We start from the raw sequence: 22,225 nt of genomic DNA on the forward strand, positions 1-22,225 counted from the left end.
GGCAGGGCATGTTTCCATGGTTCCTGGCTGTGCAGGATTAGGTTAATGTTAACCTTGGTGGATTTGGGTTATCAGGAGCACCCGGCCGGCAGAAGCTATTAGCAGGTCTGTTCAGCAGATCGATTCTACAGGAGTATCAAGCAGGTGTTTTCGTGACAGGTGATCTTCTCGAACTGGATACAGCGGTTATCGGAGCAGGTGTTGTCGGGTTGGCTGTTGCCCGGGCTCTGGCCCGGGCCGGGCGTGATGTGATTGTTCTGGAAGCCGGAGATCGCTTTGGCGAAGGCGTCTCGTCCCGAAACAGTGAGGTTATACATGCCGGAGTCTATTATCCCGAGAACTCACTGAAGGCCCGTCTTTGCGTAGAGGGTCGCAGGCAGTTGTACGGCTACTGCGAAAGCCACAAGGTAAGGTATCGCAAGTGCGGAAAATGGATCATTGCTACCAGCGAAGCGCAAATCCCCATACTTGAGGGGGTTCAGTCCCATGCGGAATCCAACGGTGCTCCACTGGTTCTGCGGGATGGTAATGCAGTCACTCGCCAGTTGCCCGAAGTCAGTGCCAGCGCGGGACTCTGGTCCCGGGAAACCGGAATACTGGATACTCATGGCCTCATGCTTGCCTTACTTGGCGAACTGCAGGACGCGGGAGGCTCGCTCGCGTTGCGCTCACCGGTTGAGAGCATCGAATCGGCTAATGGTTGTCATGTGCTTCAGGTCGGCGGCGATATGCCGTGCAAGCTCAAGGTCCGGAATCTCGTTAATGCGGCCGGGTTAGGTGCTGTGCCCCTGACCCGTCACTGGGGCGGGCTTCCCGACGAACAGAAACCGGAGCAATGGTTCGCCAGGGGCGTTTATTTCAGCTACAGCGGGCGCCATCCGTTCACTAGTCTGATCTATCCGGTTCCCGAGCCTGGCGGACTGGGCGTTCACCTTACTCTTGACCTGGCCGGGCAGGCACGTTTCGGTCCGGATGTAGACTGGATTGACCGGGAAGATTATGCGGTTGATCCCGGGCGAGTGCAGACCTTTGCTGCCGGTATCCGGCAGTGGTGGCCAGGTCTGGAGGCTGAGCGCCTGCAGCCGGCTTATGCAGGCATTCGACCGAAGCTCAGAAATGCTGAGGGAGGATTTTTTGATTTCCGGATTGATGGTCCCGGTGAGCATGGTGTTCCGGGGCTGGTAAACCTGTTTGGTATTGAGTCGCCCGGGCTGACATCGTGCCTGGCGATTGCCGATCTCGTGAGGAGCAAGCTGGTCTGGCTATAGCGGGCTTAGCCGGGGGTTCTCGCCAATGCCCATACCTGGATTTCCTGCGCTCCAGCCTCCCTTAAAACCGATGCAAGCACTCGCATTGTTGCACCAGTTGTAACCACATCATCTACCATCGCGACCCGTTCTGGCACTGTTGAGCAGACCTTAAAAACGCCCCGCAGATTTGCGAGCCTGGATTCTCTGTTCAGCCCTCGCTGCGTCTGAACTTTGTGTGCCCGGCGAACTATGTTGATGTCAACCGGGACGTTGATCATCGTTCCAATGCTCTCGGCAATATCCCGAGCCTGATTGAAGCCGCGTTTGCGCCGGCGTGAGGGGTGCATGGGCGAGGGGATCAGTATATCTGGCTTTTCCACTCCATAAGCGGCAAGAGCAGGTTCAATATAGTCCACAAAGCCCGCGATCAATGGCCGCGCGAATTTTCGCTGCCCCTGGTATTTATAACGGCTGATCATGCTGTCGACCGGATATTGATAGCGCCAGGGTATAAAAGAGTAGTCAAACGGGGGTGGCGATGTCAGACAGTCACCGCAAAGGTGGTCGCCCCCGGGGTGTGCCAGAGGCAGGGCGCAGCAGCGGCAGTGCCAGTTATTTGCCGGAAGATCTGCATGGCAGGGTTTACACAAACCGCTGGTGGCGTTGGGGGACAGACAGCCTACGCAGGCGCCTTTCATTTTTTCTCTGTTAACCTTTGGTCCATTTAAGGTTGACAGCAAGCTCAGTCTCTTTATCATCTGATTTATCCGTAAACCCAGACTGATAAAAAGGTTAACAGGACTTCTGTATGACTGCCACAGTATTGCGCCATGACTGGACACTTCAGGATGCCCGGTCACTTTTTGAACTTCCGTTTAATGATCTCCTGTTCCGGGCACAGTCTGTGCACAGACAGCATTTTGACGCTAATGAGGTGCAGATCAGCACTTTGCTGTCGATCAAAACCGGTGCCTGTCCGGAAGACTGTAAATACTGTCCCCAGAGTGGTCATTACAATACCGGTCTGGAGAAGGAGAAGCTCCTGGAGCTTGAAAAAGTAGTTGAAGAGGCCCGCGCGGCGAAAGAAAGCGGAGCCTCTCGATTCTGCATGGGCGCCGCATGGCGCAGTCCTGCGGTGAAGGATATGCCCTATGTGCTGGATATGGTCCGACAGGTGAAGTCTCTTGGCCTGGAGACATGTATGACGCTGGGCATGCTGAAGCCGGAGCAGGCGGAAGAGTTGGCCGAAGCCGGGCTTGATTACTACAACCACAATCTTGATACCTCAGAGAAGTACTACAGTCACATCATTACCACACGTACCTATCAGGACCGGCTTGATACCCTTGATAACGTTCGCAACGCGGGTATGAAGGTGTGCTGTGGTGGAATCATGGGGATGGGTGAGGATGAAGATGACCGGGTTGGTTTACTGGTTCAGCTGGCAAATCTGCCGCATCACCCTGAAAGTGTGCCCGTTAATATGCTCGTCAAGGTGAAGGGAACGCCCATGGAGCACGTGGAAGACCTGGACCCATTCGAGTTTGTTCGCATCATAGCTGTGGCCCGGATCATGATGCCGGCGTCACACGTTCGCTTGTCTGCAGGTCGGGAGACAATGAATGAGCAGTTGCAGGCCTTGTGTTTTCTGGCGGGTGCGAATTCAATTTTCTATGGCGAGAAACTGCTGACGACTGCGAACCCGGAAGCGGATTCAGATATGGCGCTGTTCCGTCGTCTTGGTATTCGTCCCGAGCAGCGGAAGCAGTGTATTTCCGAAGAGCAGGAAGAACAGGTGATTGCCGACGATCTCGAGTATGAGGCGACACGTCAGATGTTTTATGACGCGACCAGGGAATCTGCTTAGTTATAGGGATGGTAGCGGGCGGCTGGTTCGTTCCAGGATTGTAGAGGGCCAAAGACGGCCCGAAACAATCGCACATGGATGTGCTCGTAGCGTATCCCGGAACGAATCAGCCGACCGCTGGTTGAACAGTAGATTAACTTCCAGGTGTTATCGTGCGAGATTTTGCGTCAGAGCTTGAACAACGGAAACAGGCGGGGCTTTACCGGACACGCCGGCTGATTTCCGGCCGGCAGCAGCCGGTTCTAATCTCTGGCGGGAAGCCGTTGCTGTCGTTTTGCAGCAATGATTATCTTGGCCTCGCCAGTCATCCATTGAATATTGAAACCTTGAGAAGTGCCCTGGCCGAAAATGGTATCGGAGGGGCTTCATCCCACCTGATCTGCGGACATAATGAAGCACATCATCGGCTGGAAGAACGTCTTGCGGCGTTTACCCGGCGTAGTTCAGCGTTGTTTTTTTCCACCGGATATATGGCTAATCTGGGAGTGATTTCAGCGCTGGCGGGCCGTGGAGATACAATTTTTTCTGACCAGCTTAATCATGCATCTATTATTGACGGCTGCAGTCTGAGCCGGGCGCGGGTATGCCGGTATGCCCATGGGGATGTGGCGTCACTGGAGGGCATGCTTTCGGAGACTGAAGGTCACAAGCTGGTGGTAACCGACGGTGTATTCAGTATGGATGGTGATGTGGCTCCTTTGCGAGATCTGGCTCGGGTTTGCCGGGATCACGGGGCGTTGCTTGTAGTTGATGATGCTCACGGTTTTGGCGTGCTCGGGCCGCAAGGGCGGGGATGCCTGGCGGAGCTCGGATTGTCTGAGGAAGATGTGCCGGTTCTGGTAGGAACACTTGGTAAGGCTGCAGGCACCAGCGGAGCTTTTGTGGCGGGGCCGGCTATGCTCATGGATTATCTGGTGCAGAAAGCCCGAACCTACATCTACACCACTGCAATGCCTCCGGCACTGGCGCTGGCGACCTGCACCAGTCTTGATTTGATTGAACATGGCGATGAACTGCGGGCTCATCTGCAAAGTCTGGTTAACCGGTTCCGGCAAGAGGCCTCTGCTATGGGGTATGATCTGATGCCCTCACGGACGCCCGTTCAGCCTATTATGATTGGAAGTAATACCCGGGCTCTGGCATTGAGTCATGGGCTTGAAGAGTTCGGGTTACTGGTAACGGCGATCCGGCCGCCAACGGTGCCTGAGGGGGAAGCGCGCTTGCGCGTGACGCTCAGTGCGGCGCACTCACATGATGATCTGGATAGTCTTTTGCAGGCGCTGCTGGATTGTCGCCATTTACTGAAAACCTGACAGTTGCCTCAAGTTATGGCGAAGAAAACATTTTTCGTGACTGGTACGGATACGGGGGTTGGCAAGACCATGGTCTCTGCTGCGATTCTGGCAGCGGCCAAAGCAGCCGGTAAGCGCACTCTTGGCATGAAGCCCATTGCTTCCGGGTGTGCAAACACACCAGACGGGCTGCGCAATGAAGATGCGCTTGTTCTCCAGCAAACGGCTACTGAAACAATTGCCTACGATCTTGTGAATCCCGTCGCTCTGGCACCGGCCATTGCTCCGCATGTTGCAGCTGAGCAGGCAGGTCGTGTTATTTCTGCGGACCGGTTGCTCGGTTTTTGCCGCGGTATGCAAATGCGACCTGCGGACCTGTTGGTGATTGAAGGCGCTGGAGGCTGGAGAGTTCCCTTGAATGACCGGGAAACATACTCCGCCGTACCCCGGGGGCTCAGAGTGCCGGTGATCCTTGTGGTTGCTCTCAGGCTAGGATGTATTAACCAGGCGCTGCTGACTGCCGAGGCTATCCGTAATGACGGGCTCCTGCTGGCGGGGTGGGTCGCTAATCGCGCCGAGCCGGATACAATGAGCTGTGAGCAGGAAACGCTGAGCTATCTTATGGAGCACCTTATGGCTCCCTGTCTGGGTGTTGTGCCTTGGGTTGAGGGTGCGAAGCCGGATATCCTGAGAGGCTATCTTGATGTTAAAGCGCTGTTTGAAAATTGAACAATAATGTGGCCTAATGGAGTCAATTAATGGTCACTGGAAGCAGCTGTTATGATCAATAATACGCTCGCGATTGGCGTTCAGGGTATTCAGGACGGCATGTACGGTATGGAAAATGCCGCACGGAGAATCGCCCGGGCCGGTATTGACGGCCCCCAGGGGAGTGCTGAAAGCGGAAGCAGCCTTATCGAGCCTATTGTGGATCTCAAACTCTACGAGCGTAGCGTGGAAGCGTCAGCTCAGGTGGTCAGGGTGGCTGATGAAACCCTCGGCTCGCTTCTGGATATAGTGGTCTGAGTCCTGGCTTCGTGAGCCCCCTTTCTTCGCTTCCGTATACATCTTCCTATTCTGTAGTTACTGGCTCGGCCAGTTCCTCTGTTGACTATAAGTCACGACCCTCCCGGGATTCTTCAGATGGTCTGGCGCCGCCGGCTGTCACTGAGGCGCGTGCTACAACCAAAGCGAGTGGTGAGCCACCTTCAGAAGCCGGCGATCAGGCTGTCCGGGCTGGAGATGAAACTGAGGCTACTCGGGAAGCCCGCAAAAACAGTGATCCGGAAGCATCAAGCCAGAAAGCTGGTGGGCTCGACGAAGCTGAGCTGGAGGAACTTACCGAGCTTAAAGCCAGAGACCTTGAAGTGCGTGCTCATGAGGCAGCGCATCAGGCGGTTGGTGGCCAATATGCCGGTGCCATGTCATTTACCTATCAGCGAGGGCCTGACGGAGCGCAATATGCCGTAGGTGGAGAGGTATCTATCGATGTCTCTCCCGTCAACGGCGATCCACAGGCTACGATTGAAAAAATGCGGGTGGTCCGCGCAGCAGCGATGGCACCAGCGGAGCCCTCGGGCCAGGACCGGGCCGTAGCTGCCCAGGCCATGCAGGTTATGCTTCAGGCCCAGTCGGAGATTGCCTCCGGGCAGGGCGCTCAGGCAGAAGAACCGGTCAGCGATAGCAAGGAATCTTCTGCAAGCTCCCCGGATGACACCTCCTCGCAGCAAAGTTCTTCCGGTCTGTTGCCCAGAGCCAGTGAACAAGCCAGAAGCACCTATCAGGATGTTGCTGGCTACGGGGCGGCCGCTGCATCTTCCTCTGATGGATTTCTACCCATTTCGGCCTGACGGCGTCTGCTCCTGGCCTGCTAACCTGTTTGACTCTTCACGCTGTTGAAAATCGTTTCAGCCCGTAGCTGACGACTAATATATACACAAAATTGTGACCTCGGCTATTGACAATTCTGTGCCTCTAAACGTATGTTTCAAACAAGTGTTTAATTAATGCTGCAGCACTCAATGTTGCAGTGTCTGAGCAAACCCAAGGCCACAAGCTGTTAGTTTCCTATTCAGCCAAGCCCGAAAACCGAGGTGGTTTACATGCCTGAGTACAAAGCGCCCCTGCGTGATATCAAATTCGTAATGAACGAGCTGCTTGACAGCGAGGCCCACTACGCCAGTCTGGAAGGTGCTGAAGACGCAACTCCGGATATGGTTGATGCCATTATCCAGGAAGGTGCAAAGTTTGCTGAGCAGGTACTGTCCCCGCTGAACGCGGTTGGTGACAGGGAAGGCTGTATCTGGAGTGAAGACGGTGTAAAAACACCGACAGGCTTCAAGGAAGCTTACGACAAGTTTGTGGAAGGCGGCTGGCCTTCGCTGGCGGCAGACCCCAATTACGGCGGTCAGGGCTTGCCGGATTCACTTGGCATAGTGATGAGTGAACTGAACGGTACCGCCAACTGGTCCTGGGGTATGTACCCGGGCCTGAGCCACGGCGCAATCAATACGCTCGAAGCCCATGGCACTGAAGAGCAGAAGCAGACCTATCTCACCAAGATGATCAGCGGTGAATGGACTGGCACCATGTGTCTGACCGAATCCCACTGTGGATCGGATCTGGGCACTCTGCGTACCAAGGCAGAGCCGAACGCAGACGGGTCTTACAGCATTACCGGCACCAAGATTTTCATCTCCGCCGGTGAGCACGACATGACTGATAACATCATTCACATTGTGCTGGCACGTCTTCCGGGCGCACCGGAAGGTACCAAGGGCATCTCTCTCTTTATCGTACCCAAGCGTCTGCCCGCTGAAGACGGATCTGCCGGTGATCGCAATGCGGTTTCCTGTGGTTCAATTGAACACAAGATGGGTATCCACGGAAACGCTACCTGCGTGATGAATTTCGATGGCGCCAAAGGCTGGCTGATCGGGCCGGAGAACAGGGGCCTGAACTGCATGTTCACCTTCATGAACGTAGCTCGTATCGGTACCGCTATTCAGGGGCTGGGCGCCGCTGAGCTGGGTTTCCAGGGGTCACTGGCCTATGCCAAAGATCGTCTGGCCATGCGCTCACTGAGCGGAGCCAAGAATCCGGAGGGTATTGCAGACCCGATCATTGTTCACCCGGACGTTCGCCGTATGCTGCTGACACAGAAAGCTGTTGCAGAAGGTGCTCGTGCACTGATCTATATGACTGCGCAGAAGGCTGACCTTGTCTCCCGTGGAAAATCTGAAGAAGAGCGCAAGCAGGCCGACGAGTTGCTGGGCTTCCTGACGCCAATCGCCAAAGCGTTCCTGACGGAAATCGGCTACGAAGCGGCCAACCTGGGGATGCAGGTATTTGGTGGCCACGGATTCATATCCGAGTGGGGTATGGAGCAAAACGTGCGTGATTCGCGTATTGGCATGATCTATGAAGGCACTACCGGTATCCAGGCGTTGGATCTGCTGGGTCGCAAAGTGCTGATGAGCCAGGGAGAGTCGCTTAAGAGTTTTACCAAGCTCGTTCATACATTCTGCAAAGAAAACGCTGATAACGAGCAGATGAAGCCGTTTATCGAGCCACTGAGCGCGATTAACAAGGAATGGGGCGAACTGACCATGAAAGTGGGTATGACCGCCATGAAGAATCGCGAAGAAGTCGGTGCCGCATCCGTTGATTACCTGATGTACTCAGGATATGGCGTCTTTGCATACTTGTGGGCTCGTATGGCCAAAATCGCCCAGGACAAGCTGGCGGAAGGTACCAGTGAAGAGCTGTTCTACAACGCCAAGCTGCAGACTGCTCGCTTCTACTTTACCCGTATGTTGCCGCGCACCAGAACCCACGCAGTAACCATGCTGGCAGGAGCTGACACCTTGCTGGATATGCCGGAAGAAGCCTTTGCACTCTGATTTCCGGGGCGTTGAAGGCTAACCGTTAAGCAAAAGCCCGCGCTCTCAGGAGCCGGGCTTTTTTCATGAGTTGGAGCCGATTTTGAGTTAGTATGGCTATCTATAAAAATTAGCAGAACCGGACACACAGCCGGGGCTGGCGATATGGTATTTATCTCTTTATCGCCTGCACAGACAGATTGATTTTGGAACCTGGAGAGTTTAAATGGCCGATTATCAGGCACCTTTACGTGACATGCGTTTTGTATTGAACGAAGTTTTCGATGCTCCTGCACTCTGGGCGTCATTGCCCAAAGTAGCGGAGAACGTGGACCCTGAGACCGCCGATGCGATTCTTGAAGAAGCTGGAAAAATCACCAGTGGGGTACTGGCGCCGCTGAGTCGTGAAGCCGACGAACAAGGCTGCAAGTGGAACGATGGCGAAGTAACTTCGCCGGATGGCTTCAAAGAAGCGTACCAGACGATTGTGGAAGGCGGCTGGAACGGTTTGGGCGGGAATACCGAGTTTGGCGGTATGGGTATGCCGAAAACTCTCGTTGCTCAGTTTGAGGAAATGATGCAGGGCGCCAATATGGCCTTTGGTCTGGCTCCGATGCTGACAGCTGGCGCGTGTCTGGCACTGGATGCACACGGCAGCCAGGAGCTGAAGGAAAAATACCTGCCCAATATGTACTCCGGTGTATGGGCTGGAGCCATGGACCTGACAGAGCCTCATGCAGGAACTGATCTGGGCATTATCCGTACCAAAGCTGAACCTGACGGCGATGGTTCGTTCAGCGTGACCGGCACCAAGATCTTTATTACTTGGGGCGAGCACGACATGGCGGAAAATATTATTCATCTGGTTCTGGCCAAACTGCCGGGCGCCCCGAAAGGGCCGAAAGGTATTTCGTTGCTGCTGGTGCCGAAATTCCTTGTGAACCCCGACGGCTCTCTGGGTGAACGCAACAGCTTCAGCTGTGGTTCCATCGAGAAAAAGATGGGGATCAAAGGCTCCGCGACCTGCGTGATGAACTTTGACGGAGCCAAAGGCTGGCTGGTAGGTGAGGAAAATAAAGGCTTGAACGCCATGTTCACCATGATGAACTATGAGCGTCTGGGTGTGGGTATCCAGGGTATGGGAGCTGCGGAAGCATCTCTGCAGAGCGCCCGTGAATACGCTATGGATCGCATCCAGAGTCGCGCACCTTCAGGTGCGCAGCAGCCGGAAAAGGCTGCGGATCCGATTCTGGTTCACCCGGATGTGCGCCGCATGCTTCTGACCATGAAAGGCTATGTTGAAGGCGGTCGAGCCTTCTCAACCTACGTGGCGCAATGGCTGGATATCTCCAAGTATGCGGATGCCGCAGAAGAAGAGCGCCGTAAGCATGCAGAAGGCATGGTTGCATTACTGACGCCAGTTGCAAAAGCCTTCCTGACGGATCGTGGTCTTGATGCCTGCATCATGGGGCAGCAGGTTTTTGGTGGTCACGGGTTTATTCGTGAATGGGGGCAGGAACAGCTGGTGCGGGATTGCCGTATCACTCAGATTTACGAAGGAACCAACGGCATCCAGGCGCTGGACCTGATGGGCCGTAAGGTAGTCGGAAGTCAGGGCAAGCTGTACGAGTTGTTTGCAGATGATGTGGCAAGCTTCATTGAAGAAAGCAGTGGAGAAGAAAGTCTGCGTCCATACCTGGAGCCACTTGCAGCAGCACTTGAGCGCCTGTCAGATGTTACCGAACATGTGATCAAACAGGCTTCTGTAACACCTGATGCAGTTGGTGCTGCGTCAGTAGACTATCTGGACCTGTTTGGCCATACAGCGCTGGCCTATATGTGGGCGCGTATTGTGAAGGCCGCAGCACCCAAGGCTGCTGACGACACATCCGGCTTTTACACTGGCAAGCTCAAAACCGCACGTTTTTACTATGATCGCCTGTTACCGAAAACTGTTTCTCTTGCAGAGGGTATCCGTAGCGGAAGTGATTCCATGATGGCGCTTACCGCGGAAGAGTTCTGACGGGAGGCGGTTTCTGAAAGCAAAAAAGCAGGCCCTTGGGCCTGCTTTTTTGTGGTGTTCCGGCAATGATAGTCAAGTGCTGCGCTAAAGCTGCTCAAGGCGCATCGGGTCGGTGATATAGGGGTTTTCATTGCCCTGGATCTCAGCGATCCGTTTGTGACGGGAAACTTCCCTGTCGTCCGGGGGATCGGCACGGTTCCAGTTTTGGAATACCCTGGCTGATCCAAGCCAGGGAAGACCATAGGTATTGACCATATAACCCATGCCACGGGCGACATCACCTTTTACTCTGGTGGGTGGTTCGAAGAAGGGACCGCTTTCACGGATGCCGCACTCGTCTTCTTTGACTGTTACTCCAAGATCTTCGTAACGGGCATTGCGGCGCCTGAGTTCGGTGCGGTTACGTACAGGGATCATATTGTGAAGGTCGGAAGCAATCTGGCGGTAACGGTTGTCTTTCCCGCACTGGCGGGCGGTGCCGCATGACAGCGCGTCACGTACATCTGCAAGAGGGTAAATATAGCCTTCCGTCAGCACAAACCCTTTGCGGGAAAATGGTGCGTCGCAAAAGAACGACCGACCGCCGTCCGTGTAAAGATTGCCCCAGAACTGGTCCCTGATAACGGTTTCGGGATCACTGAATCGAGTGTTCTGGCCGGTAACAAGTGTTGCGCTCAGCAGAAAAACAAGGGTGGTGGGGGTGAGAAACAACTTTTTCATATGCCATTTATACCTCTCAGCGTCTGCAAACGCTTTTGCGGAACGGGCCTGATAAAATCATGCGCAGAATACTGCTCAGGCTGAGTCGTCAAAAAACGATGAATCGCAGTTCACTTATTAGAGGAACTATGGCACAAGGACCCCAAAGCAGGGGCCCTCAAAGGTAAATATTTGTTGCATTATGTTAACGGGTTAACGATTTCACTTCATTTTATCGCGAATATTCTCGTAACCCTTTTTCAGGTCTTCTCCAAGTTTTTTGGCTGTCTGACGTGCTTCCTGGGATGCTTCGCTTGCATCGCCCATAACCTGATCAAACCGGGTTCTGTACTTGTCCCACTCCTGCTCCAGGTCATCGAACTCATCTTTCACATCCTGATGAGCCAGATGAAGCTGCACGCGAGCCTCATCACGATACTGTTTGATTTTATCCGAGAGAGTTTTTAGCTCTTCTTGAAGACCCATATCAGAAACCTCTTTGAGTTACTGGAATGTTCACAATGCCTCTGATTGTGAAAAACTGTCAAGTGAGAGGAACGTAACAACAGGGGTATGTATAGCCGGTTTGATCCAGGTCAGGATCTGGCTGCGAGAAGTGCCGACATATCTCTCAGATAGTGCCAGGGAGAGAGCTCGTCAAAACCTTTTGCAGCGCGATCAATCTGGCTGCAGAGTTTTACGGCTTCGTGAAGTTGATTCGGGTTCAGTCGCCGCGCTGCCTGTTCCAGTGCTCGGGCCCGCTGTGGTTGAAAGACACCACGCTTTTTAAAGAACGCAGATGGGGTCTCTGATCTGTTTTCACCGGTCTTCAGTTCAAGTAGCAGATTGAGGTCGCGGTTTAACACCGAAAGAAGCCCCAGGGGATTTTCTCCCTCCTGCTGTAGTACGCCAATCATCTTGCCAGAGTGTTGTGCGCGGCCCGAAAGCAACTCGGTAACCAGTTCAAACCCGTTGAAGCGGGAACTATCCTGAACAGCCTGTTCAATGGTTTCTTCATCGATGGTGTTGCCGTTGGTCAGCAACGACAAGCGGTCGAGCTCCTGGCTGGCGGCCAACAGATTGCCCTCAAGCCGCTCGGCAAGCATGGCCAGGGCTCCCCGGGTCAGGCTCAGGCCCTTATTTCCGGCTCTTTGCTGAAGCCAGCCCGGAAATTTGTCTGCATCCACCGGCCACACTGGCACGTGGACACCTTTGGTCTGGAGTTCTTTGTACCATTTTCGCCGGGTTTCAGCTGCGTCCAGCCGGGCACTGATCAGCAGTACAATTATATCTTCCGGAGGCTGGGCGAGAACACGCTCCAGAACCGCGCGACCATCCCCAAGCTTTCCTGTGGGCAGGCGTATTTCGATTCTGCGTCGTTCAGAAAACAGAGACATGGCATTGAATTCATCCGCAACCACATTCCAGTCAAGTTGCTGATCGGCGTGAAAGGTCAGGCGATCCTGAAAGCCTGCTTCTCTGGCAGCGCTCCGGATCTGGTCGCAGCATTCCTGTACCAGCAGCGGTTCGTCGCCTGAAACCAGATAAACCGGGGCCAGGCCTTTACGGAGCAGTTGTGACAGTTGACCAGGGTTGGTCTTCATAGGGCGTCAGTTGATGTGTTAGCCGGGGCGTTTGTTTTCTCATGGTTGGCCCTGATCTCCTGCAGCCGTTCCGGGGAAACTGGTGTCAGCCGGAAGATGATCTGCTGCGCCAGACGATCGTCAAGCTGTTGCTTGACGCCATCTTCTTCGCGCTGTTTGGCAAGCACGCTGGTATCGTCGTACAGGTAGCTTTCAACCGATGTAAGGGGGGTGCTGGCGATAACAGGGATGCCGTCGGTACTGATCAGCTCAAGACTGACTGAGTGCCTGAGCGTGTATTCTGCAGCCGCCGCCTCGCTGGTGATTGCTGATACCCGGCGATCCTCCTCAAAATTACGGATCCTGAGGTGGTATTTGGCGTCGTCTTCCGACGTCAGCTGAATACCGTTGAGCTCAAGCTGTTCGCGCACCGACAGGCAGAGAGACGTGGGCACAGGGGGCTGACAATCCAGCGCTAAAGGTTCCAGAGCTGAAGAAACCTGCGGTGCACTCCGTAACTGAAAACCACAGGCTGTAAGGCTGGCAGCCATAGTGCCCAAGGCTATCAGCCGTGCTGCGTTCAGGTACAGAGTGCCGGGCCTCATGTCAGTTAGCCACCACGTTGACCAGTTTGCCGGGTACGACAATAACTTTACGAATTGTAGTGCCTTCGATAAAGCGTAAAACGTTTTCGTTTTTCAGGGCAAACGCTTCCAGGTCGGCTTTGCTGATATCCGCTGGAACTTCTGCTTTGGCGCGCACTTTGCCATTAACCTGCAGCACAACCTGAATCTCGCTACGAACCATGGCGGATTCATCGGCCTTCGGCCAGGGGGCATCAACCACCGGGTTGCTGTGCCCCAACGCCTGCCAGAGTTTATGGCAAATATGCGGAACGATCGGTGCCAGCATCACAACAGCTGTTTCCAGTGCTTCCTGGCGCACAGCGCGGGTCTGAGGCTCTTCACCGTTCAGCCGGCTGACCTCGTTAAGCAGTTCCATTACTGCGGCAATGGCGGTGTTGAACGTCAGACGCCGGCTTATATCGTCGCTCACTTTCACGATGGTTTCGTGGGTTTTGCGTCGCAGGTCTTTCTGAGCATCATTCAGAGAACTCACGTCCAGAGCAGGGGCGGCTCCGCCGGATACCTGTTCGTTCACCAGGCGCCACAGGCGCTTGAGGAAGCGGTGGGCCCCTTCCACAGCGCTGTCTGACCACTCGAGGGATTGCTCAGGTGGTGCTGCGAACATCATGAACAGACGCACGGTATCTGCGCCGTGTGCATCAATGATGGACTGGGGATCTATGCCGTTGTTCTTTGATTTCGACATTTTGGTTACGCCGCCGGCAATAACTGGCTGCCCATCGTCCTTGTGAACTGCACCGATCGCGTGACCTTTTTCATCCCGCTCGACAATGACATCTGCCGGGGCAATCCAGATCTTGCCGCCTTTTTCGTCTTCACGGTAATAGGTGTCAGCCAGCACCATGCCCTGAGTCAGAAGCTGTTTAAAGGGTTCGGAACTTGTTACCAGGCCTACATCCCGCAAGAGCTTGTGGAAGAAACGCGCATACAAAAGATGCAGGATGGCATGCTCTATGCCACCGATATACTGATCCACCGGCAGCCAGTAGTTTGCTGCTGCCGGATCCAGCATACCCTTGTCGTAATTCGGGCTGCAGAATCGGGCGTAATACCAGGACGACTCCATAAAGGTGTCGAAGGTGTCGGTTTCCCGTGTTGCCGGCTGGCCTTCGAAAGAGGTTTTTGCCCATTCGGGATCGGCCTTGAGGGGCGATAGTACGCCGTCCATCTCAACGTTTTCTGGCAGGCGAACCGGTAGCTGATCATCCGGAACAGGGCGCTGAGTACCGTCTTCCATTGTCATCATTGGAATGGGGGCGCCCCAGTAACGCTGACGCGATACGCCCCAGTCACGAAGGCGATAGTTTACAGTGCGCTTGCCAATGCCGGTGCTTTCCAGATGGTCTGCAATAGCTTCAAAGGCTTCGTCGCTGGTCATGCCGGTATATTTGCCGGAAGACACCAGTACCCCTTTGCCAGTGAAGGCCTGCTCTTGCACGTCAATCTCGCAACCATCACTGGCAGCAATAACCTGTTTCACGGGCAGGCGATACTTGAGCGCAAATTCGTGGTCGCGGTCATCATGGCCAGGTACAGCCATCAACGCACCGGTTCCATAGTCAGTGAGTACAAAATTCGCGATCCAGACAGGAATCTCTTCCAGTGTGAGCGGGTTTATAGCTTTGAACCCGGTATCCACACCTTTCTTTTCCATAGTGGCCATATCAGCTTCGGCCACCTTGCTGTTACGGCACTCTTCTACAAACGCAGCGACATCCTGATGGCGTTCAGCTGCGGCTTTGGCCAGAGGGTGTTCGGCGGCCACAGCCATATAGCTCACGCCCATAAGTGTGTCCGGGCGAGTGGTATAAACCGTGAGACCTTCGTCGCTGTCTTTCAGGGGGAATGTCAGCTCTGTGCCGACAGACTTTCCGATCCAGTTGCGCTGCATGGTTTTGACCTGCTCCGGCCAGCCATCCAGATCATCCATGTCGTTCAGTAGTTCTTCAGCGTAATCGGTGATGCGAATAAACCACTGGGGAATTTTTTTCTGCTCAACCAGCGCACCTGAACGCCACCCGCGACCATCGACAACCTGTTCGTTGGCCAGAACGGTCTGGTCGACGGGATCCCAGTTCACAGTGGACATTTTCTTGTAAACCAGGCCTTTTTCATAAAGGCGCGCAAAAAACCACTGCTCCCAACGGTAGTAATCCGGTTTGCATGTAGCCAGTTCACGGCTCCAGTCATATCCGAACCCCAGCTGTTTGAGCTGGTTTTTCATATACTCGATGTTGGCGTAAGTCCACTTGGCGGGAGCGGTCTTGTTGGCAATGGCGGCATTCTCGGCAGGCAGGCCAAACGCATCCCAGCCCATGGGCTGCATAACGTTTTTTCCCTGCATACGCTGGTAGCGGGAAATGACATCGCCAATGGTGTAGTTCCTGACGTGCCCCATATGGAGCTTGCCGCTGGGGTAGGGGAACATGGACAGGCAGTAGTATTTCGGCTTACCCGGTTCTTCCCTTACTTCAAAGGTTTTGTTCTCTTCCCAGAAGGTGCGCGCATTGAGTTCTACGTCACGGGGATTGTACTGCTCGTCCATACCTGCCATTACCAAAGTTACCCTGTATAAAAGTGATGTGCGGAGCGGCCGGACATTCTAACGCACAGAAGGCATAACAGGTAGTCCGGCTCTTCGGTGCAAGAGTATGAGGCTACCACTGTCGCTACATGCTTGTCCGGCCGCAGTTGATGGCCCACAATGAAGTAACGGCATACATAAAAGGAAAATGCGATGACGGCTCAGGAAAAAGACCATCTCTCCGGAAAGGCTCTTGAGGCATACGACCGCATGCTTGAGCAGGTGCAGAGTCGCCTGCGGACAGCTCAGGAAACTACCCTTGAAACCCTGGAAGAGGAGGTTGATAAGGCGATAGAAGTAGAGCAGGAACTCGAGGAAATGACCCGGGACGAAATCAGTCTCCTTGGTACATACCTGCAGAGGGATCTGGAACATCTCATTCACTTTGTGGACGAAACCGGTGAAGGGCTTGCTGAATGGCTTCAGCTTGATATTTCACTGTTGGAAAACCGCCTTACCGAACGCCTGTTGTCAGTGGCTGATCAGACCATGGTGGATACGCTGGCGCTGCGGCAGAAACTCGAAAGCCATGACGCCGGGAAGTACATAGCGGGTGAAGTTGCGACGGCGGGTATGTTCCAGTGCCTGAACTGTAAGCACATGCTTTGCCTGACATCTACCAGTCACCTGGAACCGTGTGAAGCCTGCGGCTCGAAATATTTCAAACGCGTAACCAGCCGGTGGCCACGAAAAGAGAGCTGAGTTTATCTGCCGGCAAGCAAGGACTCGGGGCGGCCGAGGATGGAAGGACTAGTCAAAACCGTGCGGAGCCATGGATGGCGGAGCCGAGCCTACAAGGACGTACTTGCGGCGTGTTTTGACTAGTCCTTCCATCCTTGGTCGCGTGCACCAAAAGTCCGCAGACAATTCAGTTTTTTGGAATAACCCGCTCGCGAACAAATACGATCAGAATCAAGGCCAGTGTCAAAACCGGCCAGGAAGCCGTCATCATATAAGGTGTACTGCCGCTAGCCTTGAACACCTCGCCCGTAAGCACAGCGCGTTCGAACTGTGGAATACTGGAGGTGATCCGCCCTTTGTTATCAATGATCGCCGTCACCCCGTTATTCGTACCACGAATCATATAGCGTCCGGTTTCCAGCGCCCGCATGCGGGCAATCTGCAGATGCTGCAGTGGTCCTACAGAATCTCCGAACCAGCCATCGTTACTGATCGTCAGCAGTAAATCCGAATTAACTGCGTTACGAGCAAGAAAGTCCGGATAGGCCACTTCATAGCAGATGAAAGGCATCACCCGGGCGCCATTGGCGATTAACGGTCCTTGATTCTCGGGACCACGGGTAAAGCTCGACATGGGCAAATCAAAGAAACCGATCAGCCCCCGCAGAACACCTTCAAGCGGGACATACTCCCCGAAAGGCACCAGTTTCTGCTTGTGATATATACCCTCTCCATTGCCAATGGCCGTAATACTGTTGTGATACGTAAAGTTGCCGGTTCGTGCGCTTACACCGTACCAGGGAATACCTGTGATCAGGGTGCTGTCTTTCCCGAGGTTTTCCTTGATGTGATCAATTATTTTCCCTGCCTGGTCCTGTGGGATGGGAATGGCGGTTTCGGGCCAGAGAATAAGATCGGTATCCCAATAAGGTTCAGTCATGCCCAGATAAGCCACAATCTGATCTTTCAGGAACTCCGGGTCCCATTTGACAAGCTGCGGGATGTTGCCCTGCATGGCCGCAACTGACGTAGGTTCGGTGCTTAGATCTGTCCAGTCGACGCGGTTCAATGCCGGAGCGGCAAGCCAGGGGGTCAGAGTCGCTATTACCAGGATTCCGGCGCTGACATGCCGGTGCCGCGCGACAAGCCAGCCAACTGCAAAGATTGCAGCGCCGGTGGCGGCCACCCAAAAGGTGAGGCCATGAACTCCGATAACCGGCGCGAGACCTGCCAGGGGACCGTCGGTATGGGCTGTTCCCAGATACAGCCAGGGGAAACCGGTCAGTAGCCAGCCTCGCAGCCAGTCTCCGAGAATCCAGATGGCGGGGAAGAGAATGAGTCTCCGTACAGCGCTGTTTTTCGCCAGTTTGCCCCAGAACCAGAATGCGATAGCAGGGAACAGTGCCAGCCCGGCTACGAACGCCGCAGTGAGTAGTACCGAAACCGGGATGGTGGTATTTCCGAATTCGCTGATGCTGATATAAACCCAGCTTGCTCCCGAACCAAACAGGCCCAGCCCGGTCAGCCAGCCAGCGGCGAAGAGTCGTTTGGCGGCCAGGGGGATGGAGACCAGAAGAACAAGCAGTATGGAAACCGGGCCAAGCCACCAGAGATAAAACGGTGAAAAGGTGAGAGTCTGCAAGGCACCGGCAACCACAAGGGTTGCCGCGCCGGACCAGCGGTTGGAAAAAAATGAATGGGCCGGGGTAATAAGGGGCTTTGACTCGTCACTGCTCACTACGGGTTACCTGTAACAGGCGGATGACACGATTATCAGCATTGGCAATGGTAAAGCGCAAACCGCCGAATTCAATCGTCTCGCCTCGTCTGGGCAGGTGTCCGAACTCCTTGAGCACTACGCCGCCAATCGTGTCGAACTCTTCCTCATCCAGCCCGGTTTTGAAGAATTCATTGAAGTCGTCCACAGGTGTTACTGCTTTGACAGCGTAAGAACCGTCGCCGTGGGCCTTGATGTGGGTTTCTTCATTGAAATCGTGTTCATCCTCGATTTCTCCGACAATCTGCTCCAGCACATCCTCAATGGTTATCAGACCTGCCGTTCCGCCGTACTCATCCACAACGATTGCCATGTGATTACGGTTTTCCTTGAACTGCTTGAGTAGCTGGTTCAGGCGCTTGCTCTCGGGCACAAACGTTGGTGGGCGCAGAATCTCGCGAACATGAGACCAGTCCATATCGTTATTGAGTGCCAGCGGCAAAAGGTCTTTGGCGAGAAGGACGCCAATGACATCATCCTGGCTGTCGCCAATAACCGGGAACCGGCTGTGGGCAGACGAGATGACCTCATCAAGAAATTCTTTCGGATCCTGGGATGCCCGTACGGTGACCATCTGGGAGCGGGGGATCATGATTTCTTCCACCCGCATGTCCACCACCTGCATGGCACCTTCGATGATGCTCATTGCATCGCCATCGATAATGGCCTGGGATTCGGCATCCCGCAGTATCTCCAGCACGTCTTCGATAGACTCTGGCTCGTTGGAGAAGGCATGTGATATACGCTCCAGCCAGGACTTGTTGGGGCCCTGACTGCGACTCGACTGGTCGTCGCTCATGAGTCTTTTACCGTTTCCTCTGCTGTATAGGGGTTGCCGAGCCCAAACTGTGCCAGCAACCGGATTTCCAGGGCCTCCATGGCCTCTGCGTCTTCATCATCAATATGATCATAGCCCTGGAGGTGTAACATACCGTGCACCACCATGTGTGCCCAGTGTGTTGACGGTTCTTTATGTTGCTCCCTGGCCTCATCTTCGACCACCGGGGCACAAATAACGAGATCTCCTGCCAAAGGCATTGTTATACCGGCTGGGGCTTCAAATGGAAAGGACAACACATTGGTCGGTTTATCCTTTCCCCGGTACTGATGATTCAGCGCCTGGCTTTCATCAATGCCAACAATGCGGATGGTTACCTCGGATGGATCCGGCTCCAGCCAGGCTGACTGAGCCCAGGCCTGAAACAGGGATTCTGCAGGTACTCCGGGCCCTTCGAATACGTTCTGGAAATCAACCGTCAGTTCACTCACTTCCTGTGATCGCTCCCTTTTACGGTTGTTTCATCAAACGAGTCGTAGGCTTCCACTATCCGCTGGACCAGAGGATGCCGGACAACGTCTTTGGCCTCAAAACGGGTAAAACCAATGCCCGTAACCTTGTTGAGCACACCCGCTGCGTGTATCAGCCCGGAATTCTGGCCGCGCGGCAGATCCACCTGAGTGGTGTCGCCAGTAATTACTGCAGTGGAGCCAAAGCCAATTCGCGTCAGGAACATTTTCATCTGTTCACGGGTGGTATTCTGGCTTTCATCAAGAATAATAAACGAGTTGTTCAGGGTACGGCCGCGCATGAATGCCAGCGGTGCAATTTCAATCACGCTTTTCTCGATAAGCCGCGTGACATGATCAAATCCGAGCATTTCATAAAGTGCGTCGTACAGTGGCCGCAGATAAGGGTCCACCTTCTGGGCCAGATCCCCGGGCAGAAAACCCAGTTTTTCACCCGCTTCAACAGCCGGGCGAACCAGCAGGATCCGTTTTACCTGCTCGTCTTTCAGCGCTTCAACCGCGCAGGCCACCGCCAGCCAGGTTTTGCCCGTACCAGCAGGGCCAATGCCAAAGTTGATGTCGTGAGAGCGAATGCTGTGAACATACTTCTGCTGATTCGCACCGCGAGGTTTAGCGGTGAGCTTTGGGGTTTTGATAATCGTAACCGAGCCATCAAACGGAACATCTTCGGGAAGCCGCTCAAATCCGGTTTCCCTGATATACAGATGCACGGTGTCCGGCGAGATATCGTCAGTAGCTTCCGTTTCCCGATAGAGGTGCCGGATCACTTCCACTGCTGCGGCAACGTGCTCGGTCTGGCCTTCCACCCTGAAGTGATGGCCTCTTCGGCTGATTGATACCTGCAGGCGCCGTTCGACGTGCTTCAGGTTCTCATCAAACTGCCCGCAAAGCGTCGTCAACCTGCGTTGATCAATCGGGTGTAAGTCAAACTGTCTGGAATCGTTGGTGTTCAATATTACTCCGTTTCTTTTCAGCCGGTTTGCAGGCTTGAAGATTTATAGAATGGCGGGACCCGAGGCTCAGTGCAGCTTCGAGTCCACAGGCAAACCGCGCAAGGAATTTGCGTAGGCCTGAACAATCTCGACGTCTATGAAGTGCCCGATAATACCGGGATTCTCGTGCCGGAAATTAACAATCCGGTTATTTTCGGTGCGCCCGGAGTACTCCCCAGGGTCCTTCTTTGATAGTCCTGTTACCAGAATACGCTGAGTTGAACCCACCATCTTGCGGCTGATATCCATCACAGTCTGGTTGATCCGGTCCTGCAGGATTTTCAGGCGTTGTTTCTTGACTTCCATTTCAGTGTCGTCTGGTAAATCTGAGGCAGGCGTGCCGGGACGAGCGCTGTAAATAAAACTGAACGACATATCGAACCCGATATCGTTGATCAGTTTCATCGTGTCTTCAAAATCCTTCTCGGTTTCACCGGGGAAGCCAATGATGAAATCGGAGGAAAAACTGATATCCGGGCGAATCTTGCGCAAACGGCGCAGCTTGGATTTGTACTCCAGCGCTGTGTGGCCGCGTTTCATGGCCGCGAGAATACGATCAGAACCACTCTGCACTGGCAGGTGCAGGTGACTGACCAGCTCAGGTACCTGCTCATACACTTCAATCATCGCGTCGGTGAATTCAACCGGGTGCGAGGTGGTGTAGCGGATGCGATCGATGCCGTCGATAGTGGCTATCAGGGTGATCAGTTCCGCCAGGTCCATAAAATCGCCATCGTGGGTTTCGCCCCGGTAGGCGTTCACGTTCTGGCCCAGAAGATTGACTTCACGTACGCCCTGGCCCGCTAGGTGGGCGACCTCCGCGATTACATCGTCAGCTGGCCGGCTGACTTCCTCGCCGCGGGTGTAGGGCACCACGCAGAATGTGCAGTATTTGCTGCAGCCTTCCATGATAGAAACAAAGGCGGATGGGCCGTCTGCGCCCGGATCAGGCAGGTTGTCGAACTTTTCGATTTCCGGAAAGCTCACGTCTACAACGCCCACGCCGTTACCTTTTACGCGCACTTCGGTAATCATATCCGGCAGGCGGTGCAGAGTCTGGGGGCCGAAGACCATGTCAACATAAGGTGCCCGGTCGAGAATAGCCTGGCCTTCCTGGCTGGCAACACAGCCGCCGACACCGATAATCAGTTCCGGTTTCTTTGCTTTCAGTTTTTTCCAGCGTCCCAGCTGATGGAAGACTTTCTCCTGAGCTTTTTCGCGGATGGAGCAGGTGTTCAGCAACAGGATATCGGCGTCGTCCGGGGAGTCGGTCATTTCTACCGCTTCTCCGGTTTTAAGCAGGTCGGCCATACGGGATGAATCGTATTCATTCATCTGGCAACCGTGAGTCTTGATGAACAGCTTTTTGGCCATGGGTCTCAACATAACTGGATGTATTTGGCGTCTGGAGCCTTGGGCAGTCAGGACCGGACGCACTGAAAAGAAGAACTGCGCATTATAACGGCGTGATCATTCTGCAACCAGCACTGTCTCGGTAAACTGCCAGTTTTGCTGTGGTATGATGCGCGCTTTCTGATTATTTGTGCATGAATCAGTCGGCAAGGCTCTTTCCAAAACACGCTACGGGCACATCCATGTGCGCTTGTTTCGGGCCGTCCATGGCCCTCAACAGTTTTGGAA

Annotated in this window: 20 protein-coding genes; 9 read left to right on the plus strand and 11 right to left on the minus strand. The window is 54.3% G+C overall.

Features of this window, described 5'->3' with window-relative positions; genetic code table 11:
• The first annotated feature begins 152 nt into the window (after window positions 1–152).
• Window positions 153–1,268 (plus strand): NAD(P)/FAD-dependent oxidoreductase, encoded by a 1,116-nt coding sequence (locus tag CPA50_RS03865; RefSeq protein WP_096781141.1) that lies wholly within the window; start codon window positions 153–155, stop codon window positions 1,266–1,268.
• A 5-nt stretch (window positions 1,269–1,273) separates the two neighbouring features.
• On the opposite strand, the gene CPA50_RS03870 is transcribed toward CPA50_RS03865, so the two are convergent.
• On the minus strand, window positions 1,274–1,948 hold the full coding sequence (locus CPA50_RS03870) for a ComF family protein (protein WP_227519480.1): 675 nt from the start codon (window positions 1,946–1,948) through the stop codon (window positions 1,274–1,276).
• A 110-nt stretch (window positions 1,949–2,058) separates the two neighbouring features.
• Here CPA50_RS03870 and bioB point away from each other — a divergent pair, with 110 nt between their 5' ends.
• The 7 genes from bioB to CPA50_RS03905 all read left to right on the plus strand — a co-directional run bounded on the left by bioB (window position 2,059) and on the right by CPA50_RS03905 (window position 10,313).
• Complete coding sequence (gene bioB / locus CPA50_RS03875; RefSeq protein WP_096781143.1) at window positions 2,059–3,117, plus strand: biotin synthase BioB; 1,059 nt, start codon at window positions 2,059–2,061, stop codon at window positions 3,115–3,117.
• Window positions 3,118–3,269: 152 nt separating this feature from the next.
• Entirely contained in the window at window positions 3,270–4,430 is a 1,161-nt protein-coding gene (gene bioF / locus CPA50_RS03880) for an 8-amino-7-oxononanoate synthase (RefSeq protein ID WP_096781144.1), read from the plus strand.
• Window positions 4,431–4,445: 15 nt separating this feature from the next.
• Window positions 4,446–5,138, plus strand: coding sequence for a dethiobiotin synthase (bioD, locus tag CPA50_RS03885; protein WP_096781145.1), 693 nt, complete (start codon window positions 4,446–4,448; stop codon window positions 5,136–5,138).
• Window positions 5,139–5,189: 51 nt separating this feature from the next.
• Window positions 5,190–5,435, plus strand: coding sequence for a flagellar biosynthesis protein FlgE (locus CPA50_RS03890; RefSeq protein ID WP_096781146.1), 246 nt, complete (start codon window positions 5,190–5,192; stop codon window positions 5,433–5,435).
• An 11-nt stretch (window positions 5,436–5,446) separates the two neighbouring features.
• On the plus strand, window positions 5,447–6,259 hold the full coding sequence (locus CPA50_RS03895) for a putative metalloprotease CJM1_0395 family protein (RefSeq protein ID WP_227519481.1): 813 nt from the start codon (window positions 5,447–5,449) through the stop codon (window positions 6,257–6,259).
• A 252-nt stretch (window positions 6,260–6,511) separates the two neighbouring features.
• Window positions 6,512–8,311, plus strand: coding sequence for an acyl-CoA dehydrogenase C-terminal domain-containing protein (locus CPA50_RS03900; RefSeq protein WP_096781147.1), 1,800 nt, complete (start codon window positions 6,512–6,514; stop codon window positions 8,309–8,311).
• A 205-nt stretch (window positions 8,312–8,516) separates the two neighbouring features.
• A complete protein-coding gene (locus CPA50_RS03905) occupies window positions 8,517–10,313 on the plus strand; it encodes an acyl-CoA dehydrogenase C-terminal domain-containing protein (RefSeq protein ID WP_096781148.1) in 1,797 nt (598 codons plus the stop codon).
• Window positions 10,314–10,397: 84 nt separating this feature from the next.
• Here CPA50_RS03905 and CPA50_RS03910 read toward each other — a convergent pair whose 3' ends face one another.
• The 5 genes from CPA50_RS03910 to leuS form a co-directional block, all read right to left on the minus strand.
• Window positions 10,398–11,033 carry an endonuclease gene (locus CPA50_RS03910; RefSeq protein ID WP_096781149.1) on the minus strand — a complete coding sequence of 212 codons (636 nt, stop codon included), beginning with the start codon at window positions 11,031–11,033 and terminating at the stop codon, window positions 10,398–10,400.
• 201 nt (window positions 11,034–11,234) lie between these two features.
• Window positions 11,235–11,498: a hypothetical protein gene (locus CPA50_RS03915; RefSeq protein WP_096781150.1), complete on the minus strand. Its 264-nt coding sequence runs from the start codon at window positions 11,496–11,498 to the stop codon at window positions 11,235–11,237.
• Window positions 11,499–11,608: 110 nt separating this feature from the next.
• Entirely contained in the window at window positions 11,609–12,616 is a 1,008-nt protein-coding gene (gene holA, locus CPA50_RS03920; protein WP_096781151.1) for a DNA polymerase III subunit delta, read from the minus strand.
• Window positions 12,613–13,200, minus strand: a complete 588-nt coding sequence (gene lptE / locus CPA50_RS03925) for an LPS assembly lipoprotein LptE (protein WP_096781152.1) — start codon at window positions 13,198–13,200, stop codon at window positions 12,613–12,615. Before lptE ends, holA begins: the two co-directional genes overlap by 4 nt.
• Window position 13,201: 1 nt before the next feature.
• Window positions 13,202–15,787 carry a leucine--tRNA ligase gene (gene leuS / locus CPA50_RS03930; RefSeq protein ID WP_096782322.1) on the minus strand — a complete coding sequence of 862 codons (2,586 nt, stop codon included), beginning with the start codon at window positions 15,785–15,787 and terminating at the stop codon, window positions 13,202–13,204.
• Window positions 15,788–15,979: 192 nt separating this feature from the next.
• Here leuS and CPA50_RS03935 point away from each other — a divergent pair, with 192 nt between their 5' ends.
• Entirely contained in the window at window positions 15,980–16,528 is a 549-nt protein-coding gene (locus CPA50_RS03935) for a zinc ribbon-containing protein (protein ID WP_096781153.1), read from the plus strand.
• A 166-nt stretch (window positions 16,529–16,694) separates the two neighbouring features.
• Here the strand turns inward: CPA50_RS03935 and lnt are convergent, their stop codons facing one another.
• The 5 genes from lnt to miaB form a co-directional block, all read right to left on the minus strand.
• Window positions 16,695–18,245: an apolipoprotein N-acyltransferase gene (gene lnt, locus CPA50_RS03940; RefSeq protein WP_096781154.1), complete on the minus strand. Its 1,551-nt coding sequence runs from the start codon at window positions 18,243–18,245 to the stop codon at window positions 16,695–16,697.
• Window positions 18,235–19,083: an HlyC/CorC family transporter gene (locus CPA50_RS03945; protein ID WP_096781155.1), complete on the minus strand. Its 849-nt coding sequence runs from the start codon at window positions 19,081–19,083 to the stop codon at window positions 18,235–18,237. Before CPA50_RS03945 ends, lnt begins: the two co-directional genes overlap by 11 nt.
• A complete protein-coding gene (gene ybeY / locus CPA50_RS03950; protein ID WP_096781156.1) occupies window positions 19,080–19,553 on the minus strand; it encodes an rRNA maturation RNase YbeY in 474 nt (157 codons plus the stop codon). The genes CPA50_RS03945 and ybeY overlap by 4 nt, the downstream gene beginning before the upstream one ends.
• The gene (locus tag CPA50_RS03955) at window positions 19,550–20,545 is read right to left on the minus strand and encodes a PhoH family protein (RefSeq protein ID WP_096781157.1); all 996 of its coding nucleotides are present in this window, start codon (window positions 20,543–20,545) and stop codon (window positions 19,550–19,552) included. Before CPA50_RS03955 ends, ybeY begins: the two co-directional genes overlap by 4 nt.
• Window positions 20,546–20,611: 66 nt before the next feature.
• Window positions 20,612–21,958, minus strand: coding sequence for a tRNA (N6-isopentenyl adenosine(37)-C2)-methylthiotransferase MiaB (gene miaB / locus CPA50_RS03960; RefSeq protein ID WP_096781158.1), 1,347 nt, complete (start codon window positions 21,956–21,958; stop codon window positions 20,612–20,614).
• Window positions 21,959–22,225: the final 267 nt, after the last annotated feature.

The organism is Marinobacter sp. ANT_B65 (genome assembly GCF_002407605.1).
In the GTDB taxonomy this organism is placed as follows: domain Bacteria; phylum Pseudomonadota; class Gammaproteobacteria; order Pseudomonadales; family Oleiphilaceae; genus Marinobacter.